At 44.8% G+C, this 21104-nt stretch carries 16 protein-coding genes; 5 read left to right on the top strand and 11 right to left on the bottom strand.

The window, feature by feature from the left end; all coding sequences use genetic code 11:
* Nucleotides 1-13: 13 nt before the first annotated feature.
* Nucleotides 14-511: a MarR family winged helix-turn-helix transcriptional regulator gene (locus tag QE417_RS12380; protein WP_311950379.1), complete on the top strand. Its 498-nt coding sequence runs from the start codon at nucleotides 14-16 to the stop codon at nucleotides 509-511.
* A 126-nt stretch (nucleotides 512-637) separates the two neighbouring features.
* On the opposite strand, the gene QE417_RS12375 is transcribed toward QE417_RS12380, so the two are convergent.
* Together QE417_RS12375 and aspS are read right to left on the bottom strand one after the other, a co-directional pair.
* Nucleotides 638-1090 (bottom strand): FKBP-type peptidyl-prolyl cis-trans isomerase, encoded by a 453-nt coding sequence (locus QE417_RS12375; RefSeq protein WP_311950377.1) that lies wholly within the window; start codon nucleotides 1088-1090, stop codon nucleotides 638-640.
* A gap of 163 nt (nucleotides 1091-1253) precedes the next feature.
* The gene (aspS, locus tag QE417_RS12370) at nucleotides 1254-2999 is read right to left on the bottom strand and encodes an aspartate--tRNA ligase (protein WP_311950376.1); all 1746 of its coding nucleotides are present in this window, start codon (nucleotides 2997-2999) and stop codon (nucleotides 1254-1256) included.
* Between the two features lie 156 nt (nucleotides 3000-3155).
* Between aspS and QE417_RS12365 the strand changes: the two genes are divergently transcribed.
* Nucleotides 3156-3527 (top strand): ribosomal maturation YjgA family protein, encoded by a 372-nt coding sequence (locus tag QE417_RS12365; protein ID WP_311950373.1) that lies wholly within the window; start codon nucleotides 3156-3158, stop codon nucleotides 3525-3527.
* Between the two features lie 185 nt (nucleotides 3528-3712).
* Here the strand turns inward: QE417_RS12365 and QE417_RS12360 are convergent, their stop codons facing one another.
* The 5 genes from QE417_RS12360 to QE417_RS12340 all read right to left on the bottom strand — a co-directional run bounded on the left by QE417_RS12360 (nucleotide 3713) and on the right by QE417_RS12340 (nucleotide 11495).
* Entirely contained in the window at nucleotides 3713-6850 is a 3138-nt protein-coding gene (locus QE417_RS12360) for an efflux RND transporter permease subunit (RefSeq protein WP_311950372.1), read from the bottom strand.
* A 73-nt stretch (nucleotides 6851-6923) separates the two neighbouring features.
* Nucleotides 6924-8021, bottom strand: coding sequence for an efflux RND transporter periplasmic adaptor subunit (locus tag QE417_RS12355; RefSeq protein WP_311950371.1), 1098 nt, complete (start codon nucleotides 8019-8021; stop codon nucleotides 6924-6926).
* 41 nt (nucleotides 8022-8062) lie between these two features.
* Complete coding sequence (locus QE417_RS12350) at nucleotides 8063-9337, bottom strand: TolC family protein (protein WP_311950370.1); 1275 nt, start codon at nucleotides 9335-9337, stop codon at nucleotides 8063-8065.
* 98 nt (nucleotides 9338-9435) lie between these two features.
* Nucleotides 9436-10803, bottom strand: a complete 1368-nt coding sequence (locus QE417_RS12345; protein ID WP_311950368.1) for a sensor histidine kinase — start codon at nucleotides 10801-10803, stop codon at nucleotides 9436-9438.
* A gap of 8 nt (nucleotides 10804-10811) precedes the next feature.
* Nucleotides 10812-11495 carry a response regulator transcription factor gene (locus QE417_RS12340; protein WP_311950366.1) on the bottom strand — a complete coding sequence of 228 codons (684 nt, stop codon included), beginning with the start codon at nucleotides 11493-11495 and terminating at the stop codon, nucleotides 10812-10814.
* A 97-nt stretch (nucleotides 11496-11592) separates the two neighbouring features.
* On the opposite strand from QE417_RS12340, the gene QE417_RS12335 reads away from it, so the two are divergent.
* Nucleotides 11593-12171 (top strand): YrhB domain-containing protein, encoded by a 579-nt coding sequence (locus QE417_RS12335; protein WP_311950365.1) that lies wholly within the window; start codon nucleotides 11593-11595, stop codon nucleotides 12169-12171.
* Between the two features lie 150 nt (nucleotides 12172-12321).
* On the opposite strand, the gene QE417_RS12330 is transcribed toward QE417_RS12335, so the two are convergent.
* From QE417_RS12330 to QE417_RS12315, 4 genes are all read right to left on the bottom strand, one after another.
* Entirely contained in the window at nucleotides 12322-13761 is a 1440-nt protein-coding gene (locus QE417_RS12330; RefSeq protein ID WP_311950362.1) for a TolC family protein, read from the bottom strand.
* Nucleotides 13762-13775: 14 nt separating this feature from the next.
* Nucleotides 13776-16934, bottom strand: coding sequence for an efflux RND transporter permease subunit (locus QE417_RS12325; protein WP_311950360.1), 3159 nt, complete (start codon nucleotides 16932-16934; stop codon nucleotides 13776-13778).
* 84 nt (nucleotides 16935-17018) lie between these two features.
* A complete protein-coding gene (locus QE417_RS12320; RefSeq protein WP_311950357.1) occupies nucleotides 17019-18149 on the bottom strand; it encodes an efflux RND transporter periplasmic adaptor subunit in 1131 nt (376 codons plus the stop codon).
* Nucleotides 18150-18259: 110 nt separating this feature from the next.
* A complete protein-coding gene (locus QE417_RS12315) occupies nucleotides 18260-18655 on the bottom strand; it encodes a hypothetical protein (RefSeq protein WP_311950355.1) in 396 nt (131 codons plus the stop codon).
* A 357-nt stretch (nucleotides 18656-19012) separates the two neighbouring features.
* Here QE417_RS12315 and QE417_RS12310 point away from each other — a divergent pair, with 357 nt between their 5' ends.
* Both QE417_RS12310 and QE417_RS12305 read left to right on the top strand, forming a co-directional pair.
* On the top strand, nucleotides 19013-19714 hold the full coding sequence (locus tag QE417_RS12310) for a response regulator transcription factor (RefSeq protein WP_311950352.1): 702 nt from the start codon (nucleotides 19013-19015) through the stop codon (nucleotides 19712-19714).
* Complete coding sequence (locus tag QE417_RS12305) at nucleotides 19698-21056, top strand: HAMP domain-containing sensor histidine kinase (protein WP_311950350.1); 1359 nt, start codon at nucleotides 19698-19700, stop codon at nucleotides 21054-21056. The genes QE417_RS12310 and QE417_RS12305 overlap by 17 nt, the downstream gene beginning before the upstream one ends.
* Nucleotides 21057-21104 lie beyond the last annotated feature (48 nt).

Raw genomic sequence — 21104 nt, 5'->3', positions numbered from 1 at the left:
CTATTATACTGACATGGACCTCATTTCTGAACTGGCTGAGCTGGCTGTGGCTACGCGTTTGAAACGTTTGAGCGAACGCCTGGCACACGATGTAAATAAAATTTATAAGGAGCTTAACCTCAACTTCGAATCCAAATGGTTTTTGGTGCTCGAGCTGTTAAGCAGGCGTAAAACACTCTCTATTGTTGATATTGCCGATGAATTAAAGCTTACTCATCCCGCCATAGTTCAGTTTGCCGACCAAATGCTCAAGGCCAAACTCATTACAGCACATAAAGACAAAACCGACGGCCGTAAACGCCTGGTATCATTATCGGGCAATGGTAAAAAGCTTTTAAAGGATTTAGCTCCAGTACTCGAGGCTGTTCGTGCCGAAAATGAACGGTGGCTGAGCGAGGCCGACAATAACCTGCTTACCACTATAGCTCAACTCGAAAAGGCGCTCGAAGAACAACCCATGTACAATCGTATTAAAACCCGTTTAGAGCCCCATTCAAATCAGGATAGTTAAGGTTCACACAAATATTAAGGGACAGTTCAAGCGTCTGCGCTTGAACTAATTTTATGAAAGCCTCACGCTTAATTAGGTAAATGTATTAAGCCCTACCAGAAAGATCAGGTCAAACAATACCGCGCGTTACAGCATATCAATGGTATGCACCAACACTTTGTTAGCAGGTATAGTATTCTTACCTTTTTGCCCGTATGCCATGCCCGAAGGGATGATTAGCATAATTTGTCCGCCCTTGTTTATTTTGGTGAGGCCAATTTGCCAGCCCTTAATTTCGGCACTGCCAACTACTGTAGTCACACTACCTACATAATAGGTGGTATTATCGGTAAACTGGCCGGTATAGTTAAAGGTTACTGATGTTGATGCTGTTGGAAATGCACCCGTACCGGTTTTTAATATCACGTAATACAACCCCGACTCGTCGCGCCGGGCCGAAAGATTGTTGGTTTTTATATAGGCTTGTATTTGTGTTTCATCGGCAGCGGCTTGCTGCTCAGCATAATCGTCTTCAGAACTCTTACCACAGGCCGATGCCATCATCACTATGAGGCTGCATACCAGCATCAACTTCTTCATAACATTAAAAGGGTATACGGTTTATAATATGAAGAGTAATTCTTCAAGTATAAAATTACGATAAATAAACGGTGCAGGTAAACTTTTAAATATAGTATGTCTCAAAAAAAATGCTGCCCTGTTTTTACAAAGGGCAGCATTTTTAAAAGTATATAAATAAAGGCTATACTGTTGTTTTAATATTCAACTCTACCATTTGCGCATCGGCAATTACCGATGGCGAATCGATCATTACATCGCGGCCCGAGTTGTTTTTAGGGAAGGCGATAACATCGCGGATAGAATCCAATCCGGCAAATATCGAGCACAACCTGTCGAAACCTAAGGCAATACCACCGTGTGGCGGCGCGCCAAACTCAAAGGCATCCAACAAAAAGCCGAACTGCTTTTGTGCTTCCTCGGGCGAAAAGCCCAGGTGCTTGAACATTAACGATTGCACCTCGCGGTCGTGAATACGGATAGATCCGCCGCCCACTTCGATACCGTTAATTACCATATCATAAGCATTGGCACGTACTGCTCCCGGATCGGCATCCAATTTGGCAATATCCTCGGGCTTAGGCGAGGTGAACGGGTGGTGCATGGCATGGTAGCGGCCGCTTTCTTCGTCAAACTCCAGCAGCGGGAAATCAACCACCCAAAGCGGTGCAAATTTGTCTTTGCTGCGCAGGCCTAAACGGCTGCCCATCTCTAAACGCAATTCGTTCATTTGCTTGCGTACCTTATCGGTACCGCCGGCTAATATGAGTATAAGGTCGCCCGGCTTGGTGTTAAAGGCCACGCTCCATTTCTGCAGTTCTTCTTCGTTATAAAATTTATCAACCGATGATTTTAGCGTGCCATCATCGTTATGGCGCATATAAATTAAGCCGGTGGCGCCAATTTGCGGGCGTTTTAACCACTCTGTAAGTTCGTCAATTTGCTTGCGGGTGTAGCTGGCAGCGCCTTCGGCGTTAATACCAACAATTAACTCGGCGCTATCAAAAACGCCAAAGTTTTTACCTTTTACAATGTCGTTCAGTTCAACAAACGGCATCCCGAAGCGCACATCGGGTTTATCCGAACCATACAAACGCATGGCATCGGCATATTGCATGCGTGGAAAATCGCCCAGTTCGATACCTTTAACGGTGTTGAACAGGTGACGGGCCATGCCCTCAAATATGTTCAGAATATCTTCCTGCTCGATGAACGAAAGCTCACAATCGATCTGGGTAAACTCAGGCTGGCGGTCGGCACGTAAGTCCTCATCACGGAAACATTTCACGATCTGGAAGTAACGGTCGAAACCGCTCACCATAAGCAATTGCTTAAATGTTTGCGGAGATTGTGGCAGGGCGTAAAATTCGCCAGGGTTCATGCGACTTGGCACCACAAAATCGCGTGCACCCTCAGGGGTCGATTTAATCAACACCGGGGTTTCCACCTCAATAAAGTTTTGGGCATCAAGGTAACGGCGAATTTCCTGCGCTATTTTATGGCGCATAATTAAGTTATTACGCAGTGGGTTACGGCGCAAATCGAGGTAACGGTATTTGGCGCGAAGCTCCTCGCCACCATCGGTTTCATCTTCAATCAGGAACGGAGGTATTTTAGCCTCGTTCAATATTTCTAAAGCCTCAACGGCAATTTCAATATCGCCGGTTGGTATTTTAGGGTTTTTGTTGGTACGCTCCAGCACCTTGCCGGTAACTTTAATTACAAACTCGCGGCCAAGGCTTTTACCGGCTTCACGCAGGTTGGCATCGCTGTCTACATTCAATACCAATTGTGTTAAACCATAGCGGTCGCGCACGTCAATAAACGTGGTTCCGCCTAAATCGCGCGATTTTTGAACCCAGCCGCAAAGTGTTACGGTTTGGCCTAAATTACTGATGTTTAATTCGCCACAAGTGTGTGTTCTGAGCATAATACCAATGTTTGAAGTTCGCAAAAGTAATTGTTTTGTATCAGAATTTGCAGAATTTAAGAATTAACAGAATTGCGAATTGCACCGGAATTTTTAGAATTGAGGAATGAGACAGAATTATTAATTTGGAGACATTGCTTACTAACTCACCTCTACATGACTCGCAACCGTTGGCATTATGCCTTAGCTATTATATTGGTAATTGTACTCGGCCTGCTTTCGCGGCGGGTTGAGTTTATACCTGCCTGGGTGGGCGATATGCTTTGGGCATTGATGATTTACCTAATAATGCGGTTTATGCTGATAAAAGCGCCTGTTAAAAACGTGGCAGCTATTGCTATAACGTTTTGCTTTGCAATTGAGTTTAGCCAATTATACCAAGCCCCGTGGATAAACATTATGAGGCAAACACTACCCTGGAGGCTCATACTTGGTCAAGGGTTTTTATGGACCGATTTACTGGCGTACCTGGTTGGGGTAGGATTAGGTGGCTGGGCCGATGGTAAGAAGTATAACAAGAACCAGTAAGCTGGATTTTTAAGTGAGGATGCATAGATTTCCTTCACTTGGTAGGTTAGGGATGGGTTTATATTGATTTTTATAGCCAGTAAAGGAAGTAAAAATAGGAGTGGCATGGATATAAAAAAACGCAGTCCGGCTCGCCCGGACTGCGTTTTCAACAAACACACTCAACCTCAACCGTTACCACACGGTTAAGAACTTATGGCCCCAAGCTTTTTCAACAGCTTGCGGTTTTCACGACGGTGTATCAATTTGTACACCATTGCGTATATGATAGGCAGTATTAACAGGGTTAAAATGGTTGAAGTAACCAACCCGCCAATTACTACAATAGCTAAAGGTTTTTGCGTTTCGGAGCCTATACCGGTTGATATGGCGGCCGGCATCAGGCCAATGGCGGCCATCAAAGCGGTCATTACCACCGGGCGAACGCGAGATATAACACCGGTTAATATGGCTTCGTTAAGATGCAGGCCCTCTTCGATGTTTTTACGGAATACCGATATGAGGATAACCCCGTTTTGTATACACACGCCAAACAAGGCTATAAAACCAATACCTGCCGAAATACTGAAGTTGGTACGGGTAATGTGCAGTGCCAGTATACCACCAATTAAGGCAAATGGTACGTTCATGATAACCAAAATGGCATCTTTAGCGTTACCAAACATGGTAAACAGAATGAGGAAGATTACCACCAAACATATTGGCACCACTTGCGACAGTGTTTTTGATGCCCTGATCTGGTTCTCAAATTCACCGTTCCAGGTAAAGCTGTAACCTTGCCCAAGCTTAACGGCATTACCTACCTTATGCTGAGCTTCGGCAATAGTGCTGCCCAAATCGCGGCCACGTACCGAGAATTTTACGGCAATGTAACGGCTGTTATTATCGCGGAAGATAAAGGCCGGACCGGTTACTTGTTTAATTTTAGATATTTCTTTGATAGATATTTTTGAGCCGTTTAGGGTAGGCACCATCAGGTTCTCAATCTTCTCTTGGGTATTCCTGAAATCTTTTTGGTAGCGTATACGGATATCGAATTTACGCTCACCCTCATACAGTTCTGAGGCCGCTTTACCACCTATGGCCATTTCAATAACGGCATTGGCATCGGCAGTGGCTACACCGTAGCGGGCCATTTTTTGCTGGTCAAGCTCAATCCTGAACTCGGGCTGGCCTAAGTTGCGCAGTACGCCCAAATCTTCAACACCTTTAATGTGTTTGAGTACACCCATTACATCATTGGCCTTATGGTCGAGCACCTCAAAATCGGGCCCGAATATTTTTACGGCCATTGATGCTGGTACACCGGCTACTGCTTCGGCCACGTTATCAATAATAGGCTGCGAGTAGTTATAAATAATACCGGGGAACTGGCTCAGCTTTTTATCCATCTGGGCTATCAGTTCTTCCTGGGTAATGTGGCGTTTCCATTGTTTTTTAGGCAACAGGTCAACCTGTATCTGCACGTTAAAAAAGCCTTTCGGGTCGGTACCGTCATTGGTGCGGCCCACCTGTGATAAGGTTTGCTTAACCTCAGGAAACTGCATCAAAATGTCGCGCATTTTATTGGTAATTTTTACCGAGCCTTCGAGCGATGTGCTCATAGGCATTTGTGCGGTAACCCAAAGTGCGCCCTCATTTAACTGAGGTAAAAATTCGGTACCTAATAATTTGGCCGATGCAAAGGTTATGGCCATAAACGCTACCGATACAATAAGGCTCAGCTTTTGGTTACGGAAGGTAAAGTTGAACATGCGGCGAACACCGTTTTCAAAAAAGATAACTACCGGGTTGTGTTTTTCCTTTACGTTTTTGCGCAATAATATACTGGATAAGGCAGGCACCAGCGTAAGGGTAAATAATAAAGCTCCCAGTAATGCAAAGCCTAATGTATAAGCCAGCGGCGAGAACATTTTGCCTTCAACTTTTTGAAAGGCAAAGATGGGCACCAAACAAGTAAGGATGATGAGTTTGGAGAAGAAGATGGCTTTCCCCATTTCGGCACCTACGTTTTTGAAAAGGCCCAGCTTTGCCAGCTTGTTAAATTTCTCCATCCCAACCTCGTGGGCCTTATGGTCGAGCGCTACAAATATGCCCTCCACCATTACCACAGCCCCATCTATGATGATACCAAAGTCAACAGCTCCCATAGAAAGCAGGTTGGCGGTCATGCCTTTTAAGCGCAGGCATATAAAGGCAAACAACAAGGCCAGCGGTATAATAATGGCCACGGTAACGGTTGTACGCCAATCGGCCATAAAGAGGAACACGATAACGGTTACCAGTACAATACCTTCAAGCAGGTTGTGTATTACGGTTTCTGTACAAAAATCAATGAGGTTGGTACGGTCGTAAAAGGTTGATATTTTAACATCTTTAGGCAGCACATTATCGTTCAAATCGGTTACCTTATCACGGATGCGTTGCAGTACATCGGCAGGGTTTTCGCCTTTGCGCATTACCACAATGCCTTCAATTACGTCATCCTTTTTATCACGGCCTACCTGGCCTAAACGTGGTAAGCCACCTTCAATAACATCGGCTACATTTTTAACCAGTATAGGTACGTTGTTTACGTTTTTTATGATGATGTTTTGTATCTCATCAATATTGTTGATCAAGCCAATGCCTCGTACTACAAAAGCCTGGTCGTTTTTCTCAATTACATCGCCGCCTACGTTAATATTACTGCGGTTTACAGCGTTGTAAACATCCAATGAGGTAAGGCCATATTTACGTAACAAAAGGGGATTTACACTCACTTCGTAAGTTTTCTCTTCACCGCCAAAGCTGTTCACATCGGCTACGCCGGGGATGGCTTTAAACTGGCGGTCTAATACCCAATCCTGAATGGCGGTTAACTCATGGAGCGATTTGGTGCGGCTTTTTAGTGTGTATCTGAAAATTTCGCCGGTTGGGCCATATGGGGGCTCAATTTCGGGTTTAACACCGTCGGGCAGTTCAGCATTCATAATACGGCTCATTACCTGTTGGCGGGCAAATGAATCGTCTACATCATCATCAAAAATAATGCGCACGTATGATAAGCCGAATGATGAGGTGGTACGCAGGTTTGATTTCTTTTGTACCGAGTTAAGCACAGTTTCCATGGGTATGGTTACCAGCTTCTCCATTTCCTCGGCGCTGTGGCCGGGCCATTGGGCTATAATGATGATCTGAGTGTTGGTAACATCAGGAAAAGTCTCGATAGGGGTATTAAGGTAGCTCCAAACGCCCAGTATGGCCAATACGCCGGTCATGAAAAACACCATGGCCCGGTGGCGCAGCGAGAAGTATATTATATTTTTAATGAGCTTGTTCATTGTGTATGTTGATTGCAGGGGAGCTGAAACAACTCCCTGTTTTTACAAAAAATCAGGAGAAAGGAAATGGCGCTTATTCTTCGGTTAATGCGTTATAAAGCAGCAACTGGTTTTTGGAGATCACCTTATCGCCAGGCTTTAATCCTGATGAAATATAAGTAGTGTTTTCAACCGTTTTAATAATGCCCACCTCGCGTACCTGCAGGTTACACTTACCATTGTAAACCACCACGTAGTTTTTTCCACTGTCAAACACCACAGCCTCGGCCGAAATAGATACTGCCTGTGAAGATTCAGAATTACTGATAAGCACGTTGGTAAACATTTCGGGTTTCAATAGCATATCGGGGTTAGGGAGATCGATGCGTACGTTAAGTACTTTGCTGTCGGGGTCGAGTACCGAACCTACATTGTCGACTTTGCCGGTAAAGGTTTTATCGGGGTAGGCCAGTGTGGTAACCTGGGCGGCGTATCCGGTTTTTATTTTGGAAATGTCAGTTTCAAACACATTGGCGTTTATCCAAACATCTTTCATGTCTGATATGGTAAACATGCTGCTGCTGTTATCAGGGCGGATGAAGTTACCGGTGGTAATATTCTTTTCTACAATATAACCGCTACGAGGCGCTTTAACTATTAATGTGCCCGATGCATTGGTATTACCACCACCATTAATGGCAATTTGCTCCTGCACTTTGCGGTTGGCGGCTACGGCTTTATTGTAATTCTCTTTGGCCTCGGTGTAATCGCGTTCGCTCGAAATGCCGTTTTTGTACAGGTACTCGGCTTGTTGCAAGGTGCGTTGATTAATAGCTAAGTCGGCTTTGGCCGAAGTTAGGTCGGTGTAATTTCCGGCAACATCGGCACTGCGTATTATAGCCAGGGTTTGTCCTTTGGTTACCTTGTCACCCAACGATACTTTTACATTCATTACCTGGCCGCTGGCAAACGGGAATACCTTTACCACGTTGTTCTCGTTAAACGTAACCTCGCCGCTCAGTTTCAACTCATTCTTCATGGTTGTTTCTTTGGCCGTATCAATGGTTATCATTTTGGAAAGCGAGTCGCTGATGCAAACCTGCTTGTTTTCCATGGTACCGGTCTTTTTTTCTTCGCATGAGGCCAAAACGGTTATTGCCGCTATAGCCACGTATATTATTCTTGGGTTCATTGTGTTGTTTTTTTGTGGATTACACCGATATTTTTTTCTGATTACTGTGCTGCTATTACCGTTGTGCCTACTGCATAATTTAGATCGGCTATGGCTTTTTGCAAGTTGTATTGCTGTTCTAATATTTTAACCTTGGTCTCTTTGTACGAGTCGAAGAAGTCTATAAATTCCGGCAGGCTTATTTGTCTTTGCTGAAAGCTCTTGAGCATGGCGGCAAAAATCTGGTCGTAACGGTCGTAAAAGTCAACCTCGGTTTTGGTAAGCAGTTGCTGACTCAGGTTGTATTGCTGTACGGCACTGTAAACCTCATTTTTTACCTGCATGGCACTGTTCTGCACCACGTAATCTTGGCTTTGCGCAGCCAACTTGGCCGATTTGATATTGCCCTGGTTGCGGTTAAAAAACGGCAGCGGAGCGCTAATCTGCAAGCCAACCACATTTCGGGTATAACTGCTGTTTTGGTCAAAGCTGGTACCAATGGTTATATCGGGTTTAGCCAACGCTTGTTGCAATTTGAGGTTGCTGTTGTTTTGGTCGAGGGTATACTGGTTTACCAGGTAATCAGGCCGCGATGTTTTGGCTTGGTCGGCCAGCGTGGCCGGGTTTAAAGTAGTTGCCGTGTTGCTCGTACTTATTTGCGGAAGAATGAACTGGTTAGGGTTAACTGCCAGCAGGGTTTTTAATTCGGCCTGCAGATCGTTTAGCTGACGCTCGTTTTCGATCATTTCATTTTGCAGATTGAATAACAAGGCTTTTAACCTCACCAGATCTTTAAGCGATGTATTGCCGGCCTGGTACGATTTATCGGATGCGTTAACCAAATTGGTGGCCGATTTAATTTCAATGGCGTAAACCTGGCGCTGCGCTATGAGATTAGCAGCCTGCGCAAAATCTAATTGCAGGTTATAACGGAGGTTGCGCAGCAGATCGTCAAAGGCGGCTTGTTGTATTCTGGTGCCGTCTTCGGCTACCTTTATTTGTTTGCCGCGTTTACCCGCGGTTTGTATCAGCTGGCTTAACTGTACAAAAACTTGTCCCTGGCCGTTGCGGTGGTCAAAAAAGCGACCGGTTTGGTCGGTAATATTTTGGTCGGTTGATAAAACCGGGTTGTCCCATAAACGGGCTTGCTGTACTAATGCCTGTGCGGCATCAACATTATATTTTTGAGCCAGCAAGCTCAGGTTGTTTTGCAGGAACATCTTTTCGGCATCTTTAAAGCTCAGGCGCAAACTATCTGTTTGGGCAAAAGCGCCGCTGCCAAAGGCGGTTAGAAGTGGTAAGAGCAGGAATTTAAATCCCTTATGTACGTTGAACATGTGCTTAGAACTTTGGATAGTTCAAAGCTATTGCGGCAGAATTAGACGTGCATTAAACGTGCATTAGAATGACATTAGAAAAAATATCGAAACTAATATTAGCTGGTTTTGAGGAAATTGAGGATAAAAGAACTGCCCGATACCCCATCCGACTCTACCTTAATAGTGCCGTTACACAACTGGATAATTTTTCCGGCTATGTATAAACCAATACCGCTGCCCGGTACATGGGTACGTGTACGTTCGGCGCGGTAAAAAGATTTAAAAATGTTGTCGATATCAGGGGCATTTATACCCGGGCCTTTATCGGTAATTATAACGCGTACGTTGTATTCATCAACCTCAAAATGAAGATTCACGGGTTTATCTTCCGAATATTTAAAGGCATTATCGATGATGTTATTTAAGGCTATGCTGAGTAATGATTTACTGCCCATCACTACCAAAGCGTTTTCATCCTCCGGGAAGTCGGTAAATGTGAGGTGGAGCTTGCCTGTGCCCTTCTTTTCGAGCCAGTACTCATTTAAATCCCACATCAATTCGTCCATACGCACGGGTTGCAGTATGGTTTGGGTATAATTAAAGTCTACCTGGGCAAGCTCCATTAAACTGGTAATGGTTGTTTGCAGGCGCATCGCATCGGCCGAAATGGATTCCAGCACACGATTATATTCTTCGGGAGTACGAGCTTTTTCGAGTGCCACATCGGCTTCGCCCATAATACTGGTAAGCGGGGTGCGGAGTTCATGCGAGGCGTTCGACACAAAGCTGCGCTGCAGTTCAAAAGCATTCTCCAACCGCTCGAGCAGGCTGTTGAAATTGCTGATAAGTTCGGCTATTTCATCATTATTTTTAACACGCGCTATACGCATATGCAGGTTGGTTGAACGGATGTGTTTTATCTCACCTATAATACGCTGTATAGGCGCTAAAGATTTACTGGCAAACCATTGTCCCGCAAAAAACAATATAGCGCTAAAACCAAGGAACAGGATAAGTGTGATACGGGCCAGCATGGTTACCCTGGGCGAAAAATTACGGTCTACAGCCGAGGCCAAAATCACGAAATTACCCTGGTTATCATGAAAATAACGGCCAATTACCTGCCGGTTATCTTCTTCGTATTCTATTTCTCCTTTACGGCGCACCTCGTTAATGGTGGTATCGCGCCAGTAAATCCCGTTCGATGATTCGAAGGTGGCCTTATTGCCATCATTGTACACGCGTATAACCTCGTCGGGTAGTTTTTCCAGGTATTTCTGCTGAATTTGAACGAGCGAATCGGCACCTATTTCATCAGCCTTTAAGTAGAGCTGGGCAGCCACGTTAACCCTGTCGCTCAGGCGCTTATTAAAATCTGTTTTTAAAAATCCAAACACGGCAAAGTACAAGGCCAGCAACACCAGCAGCAACGTGCCCGAGCTGATGAGCATAAAATACAATGACAGCCGTGTTCTTATCTTCATGTTTTTAGCTATTGCTGCTCTTTCATAATATAGCCCATGCCAATAACGGTATGTATTAACTTGGTATCAAAGCCTTTTTGCACTTTGTTACGCAGGTAATTTACATATACATCAACCATATTAGTGCCGGTATCAAAGTTCAGCCCCCAAACCTTTTCGAGCATGTACTCGCGCGAGAGCAATTTGCCGGGGTTGCGCATAAACAGCTCCAGCAAGGCATATTCTTTGGCGGTAAGCGTAATTTTCTTCCCGGCACGTTCGGCTGTTTTATCCCAGGTATCAAGTTTTAGGTCGGCAAAATTAAGGAGGTGGTTAGTTACCTCGGCCATGTTACGGCGGCGCAGCAAAGCCTCAATCCGTGCCATCAATTCGTTAAAATGGAAAGGCTTGATCAGGTAATCATCGGCACCTGCATGCAGGCCGGTTACTTTATCATCAATAGTACCCAGGGCGCTCAGCATCAATATAGGAACCTGGCTTTGCTTTTGGCGAATTTGCTTACAAAGGTCAATGCCGTTAATAAGCGGCAACATTACATCAAGAATGATTAGGTCGTAAGTATCCTGCAAAACATTGGTTAGGCCGGCAATGCCGTCTCTGGCTACGTCGACCTGGAAATGGTGCTCCTGCAAGCCTTTTTTTATGAAAGAGGATACCTTGTCTTCGTCTTCAACCAGTAGAATTTTAGCCATGCGCAGTGTGAATGTTTAAAACAAACATACATACAAAGTATGGTTTTGCATAGCGTCTACCGCTTCTGGGCCGCGGATGCCCTTTGTTCTTTCCTTGATGAAAGAACCAAAATCAAGTCTACTCCCTATGCTTCGTTTTCGCACATGCCTTGCGCTGCAAAGCCAGGCAGCACCACGGGCTTTTCATCTTTTGCCCCACTTCGTTCGCACATTTCCCAAGCTTCAGCAAAATCTAAGAGGCCCTTTCCTACCGCACAGGCCATCGGTGCTGCCCAGCTTTCACCCCGAAGCTGGGAGGCGACAAAAAAACTACAAAAAGCAAATGCCCCCGCTGCACTCTGCCTTAATCGTTTGTTATAGAATTTGTATTTTTACTGTACAAAAAACCCGTATGCTAACAAAAAAGGAATTGCAATCTGCATTGGAGGCCGACCTAAATGCAGAGTACCAAATGATAAACGATAGTATCGTTATTTTAGATAGCGATACCATTGAAGCAGATGATTATTATGTATTCTTTTATCAAAGTAATGAGTTTTTACAAACTAATAATTTTTCAAGCATGCTGGCTGGCAATGCGCCAGTCATTGTTAATAAAGTAACAGGTGAACGGTTTGTTACAGGTACAGCTTACCCAGTTGAACATTATATAAGTATCTATGAAAATACATTATAAATTTCCCGCTCTCCAATGTTCCGCTGTACGAAGTCTCTGACTTCGTACCAATATGCGGGTATTCTTCTGACTACCGGACAAAAAAATGCCCCGGCGCAGGGTGCCGGGGCATTAAGCAGGGTTGCAGGATAAAAAAACTAAACAAAAAACTTAACGTTTCCAACCGCCTCCTACAGAACGGTATAAGTTTACGGCCCCAATAAAAATATTTTTTTTGGTATGAGCCAGTTCCAGTTCGGCATCAAGCACGTTGCGTTGGGCGGTAATTACCTCCAGGTAGTTTGCCCGGCCAACCAAGTATAAATCATTAGCCACCGATACTGCGTTAGTTAACGCCTGCACCTCCTGCTGCTTATTGCGATAGGCCGTGGTATAATTTTCAATACTTTTAAGGCTGTTCAGTACTTCCTGGTAACTGTTTAAAACGGTTTTTTGATAGCTGTATAGGGCTTGTTTGCCCTCGGCCTGGGTACGCTCATAATCGGCTTTAATTTGTTTGCGGTTAAATATTGGCCCGGTTACACCCCCTAAAATACCATAGGCTATTGAGCCGGGATTAAACAACACCGATGTACGAAATGCATTAAACCCAACATATGGCGACAGCGTTAGCTGCGGAAAGAATGCAGCATGTACCGCTTTAATATCGGCATTCATGGCTTTTAGTTCAAAATCGGCCTGCTGAATATCGGGGCGGTTCAATAGTAATTGCGATGGTACCCCGGCTTTAAGCACCGTAGGCAGTTTAAGGGTATTGATAGATGTATCGCGCGGAATACTTTTAGAAAATTTACCGCTTAAAAAGTTAAGCTGATTTTCGGTTTCGGTAATTTGTTGCTTTACCATGGCTTCCATACCTTGGGTACGCTTCAGCTGGGCTAAAAACTGCTGTACGGCCAGTTCGGTAGCGCGGCCGCCCAGTTTTTGCACCTTAACAATTTCGAGCGCATTATTTTGCAGGTCGATATTTTTGCGGATCACGCGCAACTCGTTATCTAAAGCCAAAAGCTGGTAGTACGCCGTAGCTATTTGCGAGGTGAGCGAGGTGGTTACCATTTTGTACCCGCTTTGGCTGGCCAAAAAGCGGTTGAAGGCGGCCTTCTTCCGGTTCTTTAATTTACCCCAAAGGTCAAGTTCCCATGAGCTTTGAAAACCCAGGAAGTAATCGGGCGTTGGGTTGGGTATCCTTTGATTCCCGCTAATATTTTGTGATAAATTGGTGTCATAGTTACCCACACCGTTCATGGTATACTCGCCATACCTTTCAACACCTGCCCGGGCATTTAAGTTGAGCGTTGGCGCCCATAACAGGCCGTTATACTTAAGGTTGGCATTGGCGGCCTCAATACGTTGCAAAGATGCCAGTATATCAGGGTTTGCGCTAAAGGCAGTATCAATGAGATTAAGCAGGTAGGTATCGGGGAAAAACTTTGATACCGGCACCATGGCTACACTGGTAGTATCGGTTGAGCCTGCATAGCTGCCCGGCATTTCATCAGGTAGCGATATATCAACCGTTTTAAGGCTGCTGCATGCCGTTAAAGCACATGCAAGCACGCCTATAAATGAATAAAACTTATATCTGGACATTGTGAAACTTTAAATTAATGATAAGTGCTGTTTAACTCCGGCTCAAGCACTACGGCTGGCTCCTCTTTCTTTTTTGATTTTGACAGGCTCGAGAATATCACATACAGCCCGGGAATCAATATCAGCCCGAAAATAGTACCGATGAGCATACCACCGGCAGCTGCCGTACCAATAGAACGGTTGCCCATAGCACCTGCACCGCTGGCAATACACAAAGGAATTAAGCCGGCAATAAACGCAAACGAGGTCATGAGGATGGGGCGTAAACGCGATACCGCACCTTCAATAGCTGCCTGCAACACGGTTGCACCTTCGCGCTCGCGCTGTACGGCAAATTCAACAATCAAAATTGCGTTTTTACCCAGCAAGCCAATAAGCATTACCAAGGCTACCTGCGCGTAAATATTGTTTTCGAGCCCGGTAATTTTGAGGAAGAAGAATGCGCCTAAAATACCCGTAGGCAGCGATAAAATTACCGCTAAAGGTAGCAGCAAACTTTCGTACTGTGCTGCCAGTAGCAGGTAAACAAACACTAAACAAATAATAAAAATGTAGATGGCCTGGTCGCCTGAGAGTATTTGCTCACGCGTCATACCCGACCACTCGAATGAGTATCCTTTTGGTAGTTTCTCTTTGGCTATGCGGTTGATGGCAGCAATGGCATCGCCACTACTATAACCCGGTGCGGCATCACCCGTAACCATGGCCGAGGTGTACATGTTGTAGCGCGTTAGTTGCTCCGGCCCGTAAACACGCTCCATTTTAATGAAGGTTGAGAACGGCACCATTTCGCCTTTATCGTTTTTTACGTACAGTTTCAGCACATCTTCGGGTTTCGACCTGTACTCCGGCGAAGCCTGCACCATTACCTTATACATTTGCCCAAAACGGATAAAGTTTGATGCATAGTAGCTACCCATCAGGGTTTGCAGCGTACTCATGGCCTTATCAATGGTGATGCCTTTTTTGGCAGCCATGGGCTGATCGACCGTAATTAAATACTGCGGGAAGTTAGGGTCGAAACTGGAGAAGGCATTGTCGATCTCTTTCGAATCGTTCAGCGCTTTGATGAAATCGTTAGATACCACGGCGGTCTTTTGCAGATCGCCAGTTCCGCTTTTATCGAGCATACGTATCTCAAAACCGCTGGAGTTACCAAAGCCCGGTACGGTTGGCGGCGGAAAAAACTGAATGGTGGCATCGCCTATGTTTTTGGTGCGGCGGCGCAACTCGTCAATCACATCCTGTAACGATTCTTCGCGCTCATCCCATGATTTTAAATTGATCATGGCCATACCGTATGATGCACCCGCAATTTCGTTCACCAGGCTATAGCCCGAAAGGGTGGACACCGATTCGATGGATTTCATATCCTTGGTTTGGCGCTGAATGGCGGCCACTACTTCTTCGGTACGTTCAACAGTGGCCCCGGGCGGGGTGGTAATGTTTACGTAGATCATGCCCTGGTCTTCGGTTGGGATGAAGCCCGTTGGCAGTATTTTGCTCAGGCCAAATGTGCCCACAAAGAATACGATCAGCAGCATAAATGTTACCACTCTGCGGCCTGCAATCTTGCTGATAAAGCCTGAATATTTGTTTTGTACGGCATCATAACGTTTGTTAAAGCCTGCAAAAAATTTGTCAATGAAGCCCTTTTTAGCAGCGTGGTTGTTTTTGAGCATAATGGCACATAACGCAGGCGTTAGCGTTACCGCATTCACCCCCGATATAACAATAGCAATAGCCATGGTTAACGAGAACTGCCTGTAAAATACCCCCACCGGGCCGCTCATAAAGGCCACCGGCACAAACACCGCCGACATTACCAGCGTAATTGCCACAATGGCTCCGCTAATTTCTTTCATGGCACTTACGGTGGCATCCATGGCGTTCATGTGTTCTTCGTGCATTTTTACGTGCACGGCCTCCACCACCACAATGGCGTTATCTACCACAATACCAATGGAAAGCACCAGCGCAAAGAGCGTAAGCAGGTTGATAGAGAAGCCCAGCATCTGCATAAAGGCCAGTGTACCAATGAGGGCCACGGGCACCGCGAGTGCAGGTATTAGCGTTGAACGGAAATCCTGCAAAAAGATGTAAACCACGATAAACACGAGGATAAATGCCTCAATTAACGTATGCAACACCTCGTCAATGGAAGCATCGAGGAAACGCGAAACATCGTAATTTACGTTATAGGTCATACCGGTAGGGAAGGAGCTTTCCTTTAGCTCGGCCATGCGGTTTTTAATATTCTGGATAACATCGCGTGCGTTAGAGCCGGGGCGCTGCTTGATCATGATAGATGCCGAAGGGCGACCATCGGTGTTTGACACCATGCTGTAGGTGAGCGACCCAAATTCAATATTTGCTACATCTTTTAATGATAGAACAGTGCCCGACTCATCGGCACGAATCACGATGTTTTCGTACTGTTTGGGCTCAAAGAATTTACCGGGGTAGCGCAATACATATTGCAGCGATTGCGGCGATTTATCAGAGCTTTGGCCGGTTTTGCCTGGGGCAGCCTCCACGTTTTGTGCACGAATGGCTTCGATCACATCATCGGTTGATACCTTGTAGGCCATCATGCGCTCGGGGTTTAGCCATACCCGCATAGAGTACTCTTTGGCACCCATAATTTCGGCACGGCCTACACCATCAATACGTTTAAGTTCCTGCAGTACGTTAATGTCGGTAAAGTTGTAGATGAATTTTTCGTCCATCGCCTTATCGTCACTCATAATGTTGAGGTACATGAGCATACTGTTTACCTCCTTTTCGGTGGTAACACCGGCTTTAATTACCTCTTCGGGCATTTCATCAATAATGGTGGCTACCCGGTTTTGTACGTTAACAGCAGCCTGGTCGGGGTCGGTCCCCACGTTAAAGTATATCTGTATAACAGTTAAACCATCGTTACTACAAACCGACGACATATAGGTCATGCCCGGCACGCCGTTAATAGCGCGCTCAAGCGGTGTAGCTACGGCTTTGGCGCATACTTCTGCGTTGGCACCAACATAGTTGGCCGTAACCGTAACCGATGGCGGCACAATATCAGGGAACTGGGTTACCGGCAGCGTAAGCAAGGCCAGCACACCCAACAGGGTTATAATGAGGGATATTACAAGCGACAGGATAGGCCGCTTTATAAAAGTTTCGAACATGCGTTTTCTGAGATTATATCAAAAAATAGCCCTTGCATGTATGATACATGCACGTAGGGCAAACAGGAAAAATAGAAATCGAGGCTATTTTGCGGCCAGTAAAGGCGCTTGCTTTAGCATATTGGGCTTAATAACCATACCGTCGCGGGCGTTTTGCGCACCCTCGTACAATATTTTATCGCCGGGTTTTAAGCCGTCTTTCACCAAATAGTATTGCGAAAAACGGGTAAGCGGCGTAAAGCTGGTCATGTGCAGTTTATTGTCGTTACTTACCACATATACATAGCTTTTATCCTGCACCTCGAAGACTGATTTTTGCGGAATCATAACCGCATCGTCCATCTCGGTGGTGATATAAATTTTACCGCTGGCACCATGGCGCAACAGTTTGTGCGGGTTAGGGAACTTTGCCCTTAAGGCTATAGAACCCGTAGTTTGCTCAATTTCGCCCTCAATGGTTTCAATGGTACCGCTGTGGCTGTAGCTGCTACCATCAGATAGCACCAGCTTTACCTCGTTATTATCCTTTTCGCCATTGTTTTTTGAACGCTGGTATTTAAGGTATTCGTTTTCGGGGAAACTGAAGTAGGCGTAAATAGAGCTTAGGTCGGATATACTGGTTAGCAATGCCCCCTCGTCTATCAAACTGCCGCCTTTTAGCGGAATGCGGTCTATCATGCCATCAAACGGAGCCCTGATGGTAGTATAAGCAATATGGTTTTGAGCACTTTGTACATTGGTGCGGGCTTCATCAATAAGGGCTTCATCAGCTTTTAACTTCGATTGCGCAACTTCAAGCTCTGATGCGGCCAGTACCTTTTTGTTAACCAGCATTTTTACCCGCTCAACCTCCAGACGAGAGGCAACGGCATCGGCTTCGGCATTGCTCAGCATGGCTTTGGCGCGTGCCAAGGTTACCCTGAATTCTTCGTCGTTAAGTTTAAAAAGTACCTGGCCTTTGCGCACAGGCATACCTTCATCCACATATATTTTTTCGAGAAAGCCGCGCTGGCGCGAGCGTAGCTCTACATTTTTAATGGCTTGTATATCGGCCACATAGGCCGTTTGCAGGGTAGTATCTTTGGCAATAATAGTTAGCACCGGCAATTCCAGTGTGTCCTGGCCCGTGTTTTCGGTTTTGCTTGATGAGCAGCTGGCAAATGAAAAGGCAGCAACAGCTACCAGCCAACCATAAATGCTCTTGTTTTTGAACATGAGTGTATTCTTTTAAGATTAAACATAAGCAGTACAAACAGGAAACTGAACTGTACAGCAGGCATAAGCCCCGGGGCTATGCCAATAAGATTTTAAAAAGAATACAGGATTTAGAATGGACTGAGCCGGAAGAGAAAATTGTAGTATGCCGGTAGTTTGGCTACTCCAATAAAAAATTTATTTACCGTATGTACGAGGGGCGATTTAAAAGTCCGGAAAAATACCGACAGGCTTGGAGCCTGGATAAAAACGCGGTCGTTAGCCGTTCGGCTGCGCACATAACGACGCTGGAATTTTATTTTCTGCGCTTTTTCGGCTGTGGCATCGTCATCGTCGGCCAGGGTATGGAGTATACAATCAGCCCAACTGTTGATCTTTGGGCTTTCTTCATAATCAGGAACAGCATTGGTTAAATTAAAACTATCGGCAGGATTACCCGACTGCAGAAACGTAACTGCATTGATAAGCCAAAGCGACAGAATGATATGTAACCAATTTTTAAGCATATCCTAATTGCAAAATTACAAAAATTTGATATAAGGCTTTAAAAGTTTCGCAACAAAAATGATACGTATAAATAAGACAAGCAAAAACATTAAACGTTGCAACGCTTAAATGCGAGTTCGCAATTGTTTAAAACCATGTATATACGTACAAAAGCAACACTATGATTATTAATGTTAATTGCAATTAAAAGATCGTTTAACTTTTAGAGGCAGATAAGCGGATTTGACACCCTTATTCAAATCCGCTTTCTTATTAGTTTTTAATGTTAACGTAATAAGTTTGCTATGTTACACTTTTGGCAAGCGTAAATAGTTTATTAGTTATTACGCATTGCGTTTCACCTAAAAAACCACCTCATGGCTTTATTATTAGTAGAAGACGAACCTAACGTAGTATCGGTAATTAAACGCGGTTTGGCCGATTATAATTTTGAAGTTAGTGTAGCCGGCAACGGATTAACCGGATTGCAAATGGCTCTAAGCCATCCCTTTGATATTATCATGCTGGATGTAATGCTGCCCGGTATGGACGGTATACAAATTTGCCGCCGCATACGCGACAAGGATGCCCATGTGCCCATACTCATGCTTACCGCGCTCGACTCGACCGAGAATATTGTGACCGGGCTTGACAGCGGTGCCGACGACTACATGGTTAAGCCTTTTAAAATTGCCGAACTGGCCGCACGTTTACGTACCTTAATGCGCCGCCGCAGTAATGATGCAGAGCCCGAAAATACCGTTTACAAAATAGCTGACCTGGAGGTTGATGTTGAGGCGAAAACAGTTTACCAGAGCAATTTACCATTAAATTTAACCCCTACCGAGTATCGTTTGCTCGAGTACTTCATAAAAAATCAGAAAAAGGTACTTTCGCGCATACAAATACTCGAAAACGTATGGGATATTGATTTTAACCTGGGTACCAACGTGGTTGATGTTTATGTAAATTACCTTCGTAAAAAACTCGAAAAAAACAGTCCTCACAAGCTTATTAATACCGTATTTGGTATGGGCTACATGATGAAGGAAAACGAAGTGCATGAAAATTCAAAGTAAAATAACGCTGCTGTTTCTTATCCTATCCACCGGGATATTATTACTGCTTAATGCCTTTATTTTATATTTTGATTATCAATTTAATTACGACGACTTTTTTAAACGGCTTGAAGCCCGCGTAAACCTCACGGCCGAAACCCGCCTATTTCCCGGCGAGCGTAGCCGGGCTTATGAAGAGGTGCGCAAAAAGTACCTCGAAAAGCTCGACCATGAAACCGAGTACATATTAAAAGCCGATGCATCCGGAAGTTTCAAGAGAGATGGCTTTCCTTCTGAATTTATTGATGAGATCATAAGCACAGGAAAATCGCGCTATAAGCAAAAAAACAAGTTTTTATCGGGCAAGGTAGTAGCGCTTTTGCCCGATAAATATATTGTTATTGTATCGGCCCGTAACCCATACGGTATGCGCGAGTTGAAAGAGCTGCAAAAGATTTTACTGGTAGGTTTTATTGGCTCGTTGGTAATAGCCTTTTTTGTTGGAAAGGCTTTTTCGTTTTACACGTTTACGCCCATACGTAAGTTAACCGACCGGGTTAAAATGATAACCTCTGATAACCTGCACCTCAGGCTTGATGAACCTACTGGTAAAGACGAAATATCTGAACTATCGCTCACGTTTAACAACATGCTCAACCGGCTCGAAACGGCATTCGATACCCAGAACAACTTTGTAAGCAATGCATCGCACGAGTTGCGTACCCCACTAACGGTGGTTAACAGTGAGGTTGAAATAGCGCTTACCAAAACCGATTTAACAGCCGAACAGCGCTCTGTGCTCAATACCATAAGCTCCGAAACGGATAAACTTATTCAAATACTTAATAACCTTTTGTTGCTGGCCCAGTCGGGCTTTGATGGTAAAAAGCAACGCTGGCAAATTATACGTATTGATGAATTAATATGGATGGCCATTGAGTCGCTCAAGAAAATTCAGCCCGACAGTAACATAGAAGTTGATTTTTCGCAATTGCCCGAAAATGAAGAATTGCTGCAAACATCAGGCAATAGCAATTTACTCCGGCTTGCAATTAGCAACATCATCAGCAATGCCTGCAAATACTCACAAAATCAACTGGTTAAAGTTAAACTTACCGTACAAAACAAGCAAATTAGCATAACCGTAACCGATGTTGGCATAGGCATACCTCACGAAGATCTGGAACACATCTTTGAGCCGTTCTACAGAGCGTCCAATACCTTGGCTTATGCCGGTCATGGCGTAGGTTTGCCTTTAACACTCAACATTATACGGTTACACAAAGGCACTATCGATATCAGGTCAAAAGAAGATAGCGGTACAGAAATACAGGTATTATTACCAATTGTAAACTCTAATTAAATTTTAACAACTCTCTTAAATGTTGCTAATGAGTAGGGCTTAACATTG

It is taken from the genome of Mucilaginibacter terrae (genome assembly GCF_031951985.1).
Taxonomy (GTDB): domain Bacteria; phylum Bacteroidota; class Bacteroidia; order Sphingobacteriales; family Sphingobacteriaceae; genus Mucilaginibacter; species Mucilaginibacter terrae_A.
Note: the sequence above shows the minus strand (reverse complement) of the source record. Positions and strands in the feature narration are given on the sequence as shown.

Excerpts from the sequence above, each read along its gene's own strand:
- QE417_RS12380 (WP_311950379.1), top strand. The coding sequence starts at position 14 with ATGGACCTCATTTCTGAACTGGCTGAGCTGGCTGTGGCTACGCGTTTG.
- QE417_RS12375 (WP_311950377.1), bottom strand. The coding sequence starts at position 1,090 with ATGAAGAAGTTGATGCTGGTATGCAGCCTCATAGTGATGATGGCATCG.
- aspS (WP_311950376.1), bottom strand. The coding sequence starts at position 2,999 with ATGCTCAGAACACACACTTGTGGCGAATTAAACATCAGTAATTTAGGC.
- QE417_RS12365 (WP_311950373.1), top strand. The coding sequence starts at position 3,156 with ATGACTCGCAACCGTTGGCATTATGCCTTAGCTATTATATTGGTAATT.
- QE417_RS12360 (WP_311950372.1), bottom strand. The coding sequence starts at position 6,850 with ATGAACAAGCTCATTAAAAATATAATATACTTCTCGCTGCGCCACCGG.
- QE417_RS12355 (WP_311950371.1), bottom strand. The coding sequence starts at position 8,021 with ATGAACCCAAGAATAATATACGTGGCTATAGCGGCAATAACCGTTTTG.
- QE417_RS12350 (WP_311950370.1), bottom strand. The coding sequence starts at position 9,337 with ATGTTCAACGTACATAAGGGATTTAAATTCCTGCTCTTACCACTTCTA.
- QE417_RS12345 (WP_311950368.1), bottom strand. The coding sequence starts at position 10,803 with ATGAAGATAAGAACACGGCTGTCATTGTATTTTATGCTCATCAGCTCG.
- QE417_RS12340 (WP_311950366.1), bottom strand. The coding sequence starts at position 11,495 with ATGGCTAAAATTCTACTGGTTGAAGACGAAGACAAGGTATCCTCTTTC.
- QE417_RS12335 (WP_311950365.1), top strand. The coding sequence starts at position 11,593 with ATGAAAGAACCAAAATCAAGTCTACTCCCTATGCTTCGTTTTCGCACA.
- QE417_RS12330 (WP_311950362.1), bottom strand. The coding sequence starts at position 13,761 with ATGTCCAGATATAAGTTTTATTCATTTATAGGCGTGCTTGCATGTGCT.
- QE417_RS12325 (WP_311950360.1), bottom strand. The coding sequence starts at position 16,934 with ATGTTCGAAACTTTTATAAAGCGGCCTATCCTGTCGCTTGTAATATCC.
- QE417_RS12320 (WP_311950357.1), bottom strand. The coding sequence starts at position 18,149 with ATGTTCAAAAACAAGAGCATTTATGGTTGGCTGGTAGCTGTTGCTGCC.
- QE417_RS12315 (WP_311950355.1), bottom strand. The coding sequence starts at position 18,655 with ATGCTTAAAAATTGGTTACATATCATTCTGTCGCTTTGGCTTATCAAT.
- QE417_RS12310 (WP_311950352.1), top strand. The coding sequence starts at position 19,013 with ATGGCTTTATTATTAGTAGAAGACGAACCTAACGTAGTATCGGTAATT.
- QE417_RS12305 (WP_311950350.1), top strand. The coding sequence starts at position 19,698 with ATGAAAATTCAAAGTAAAATAACGCTGCTGTTTCTTATCCTATCCACC.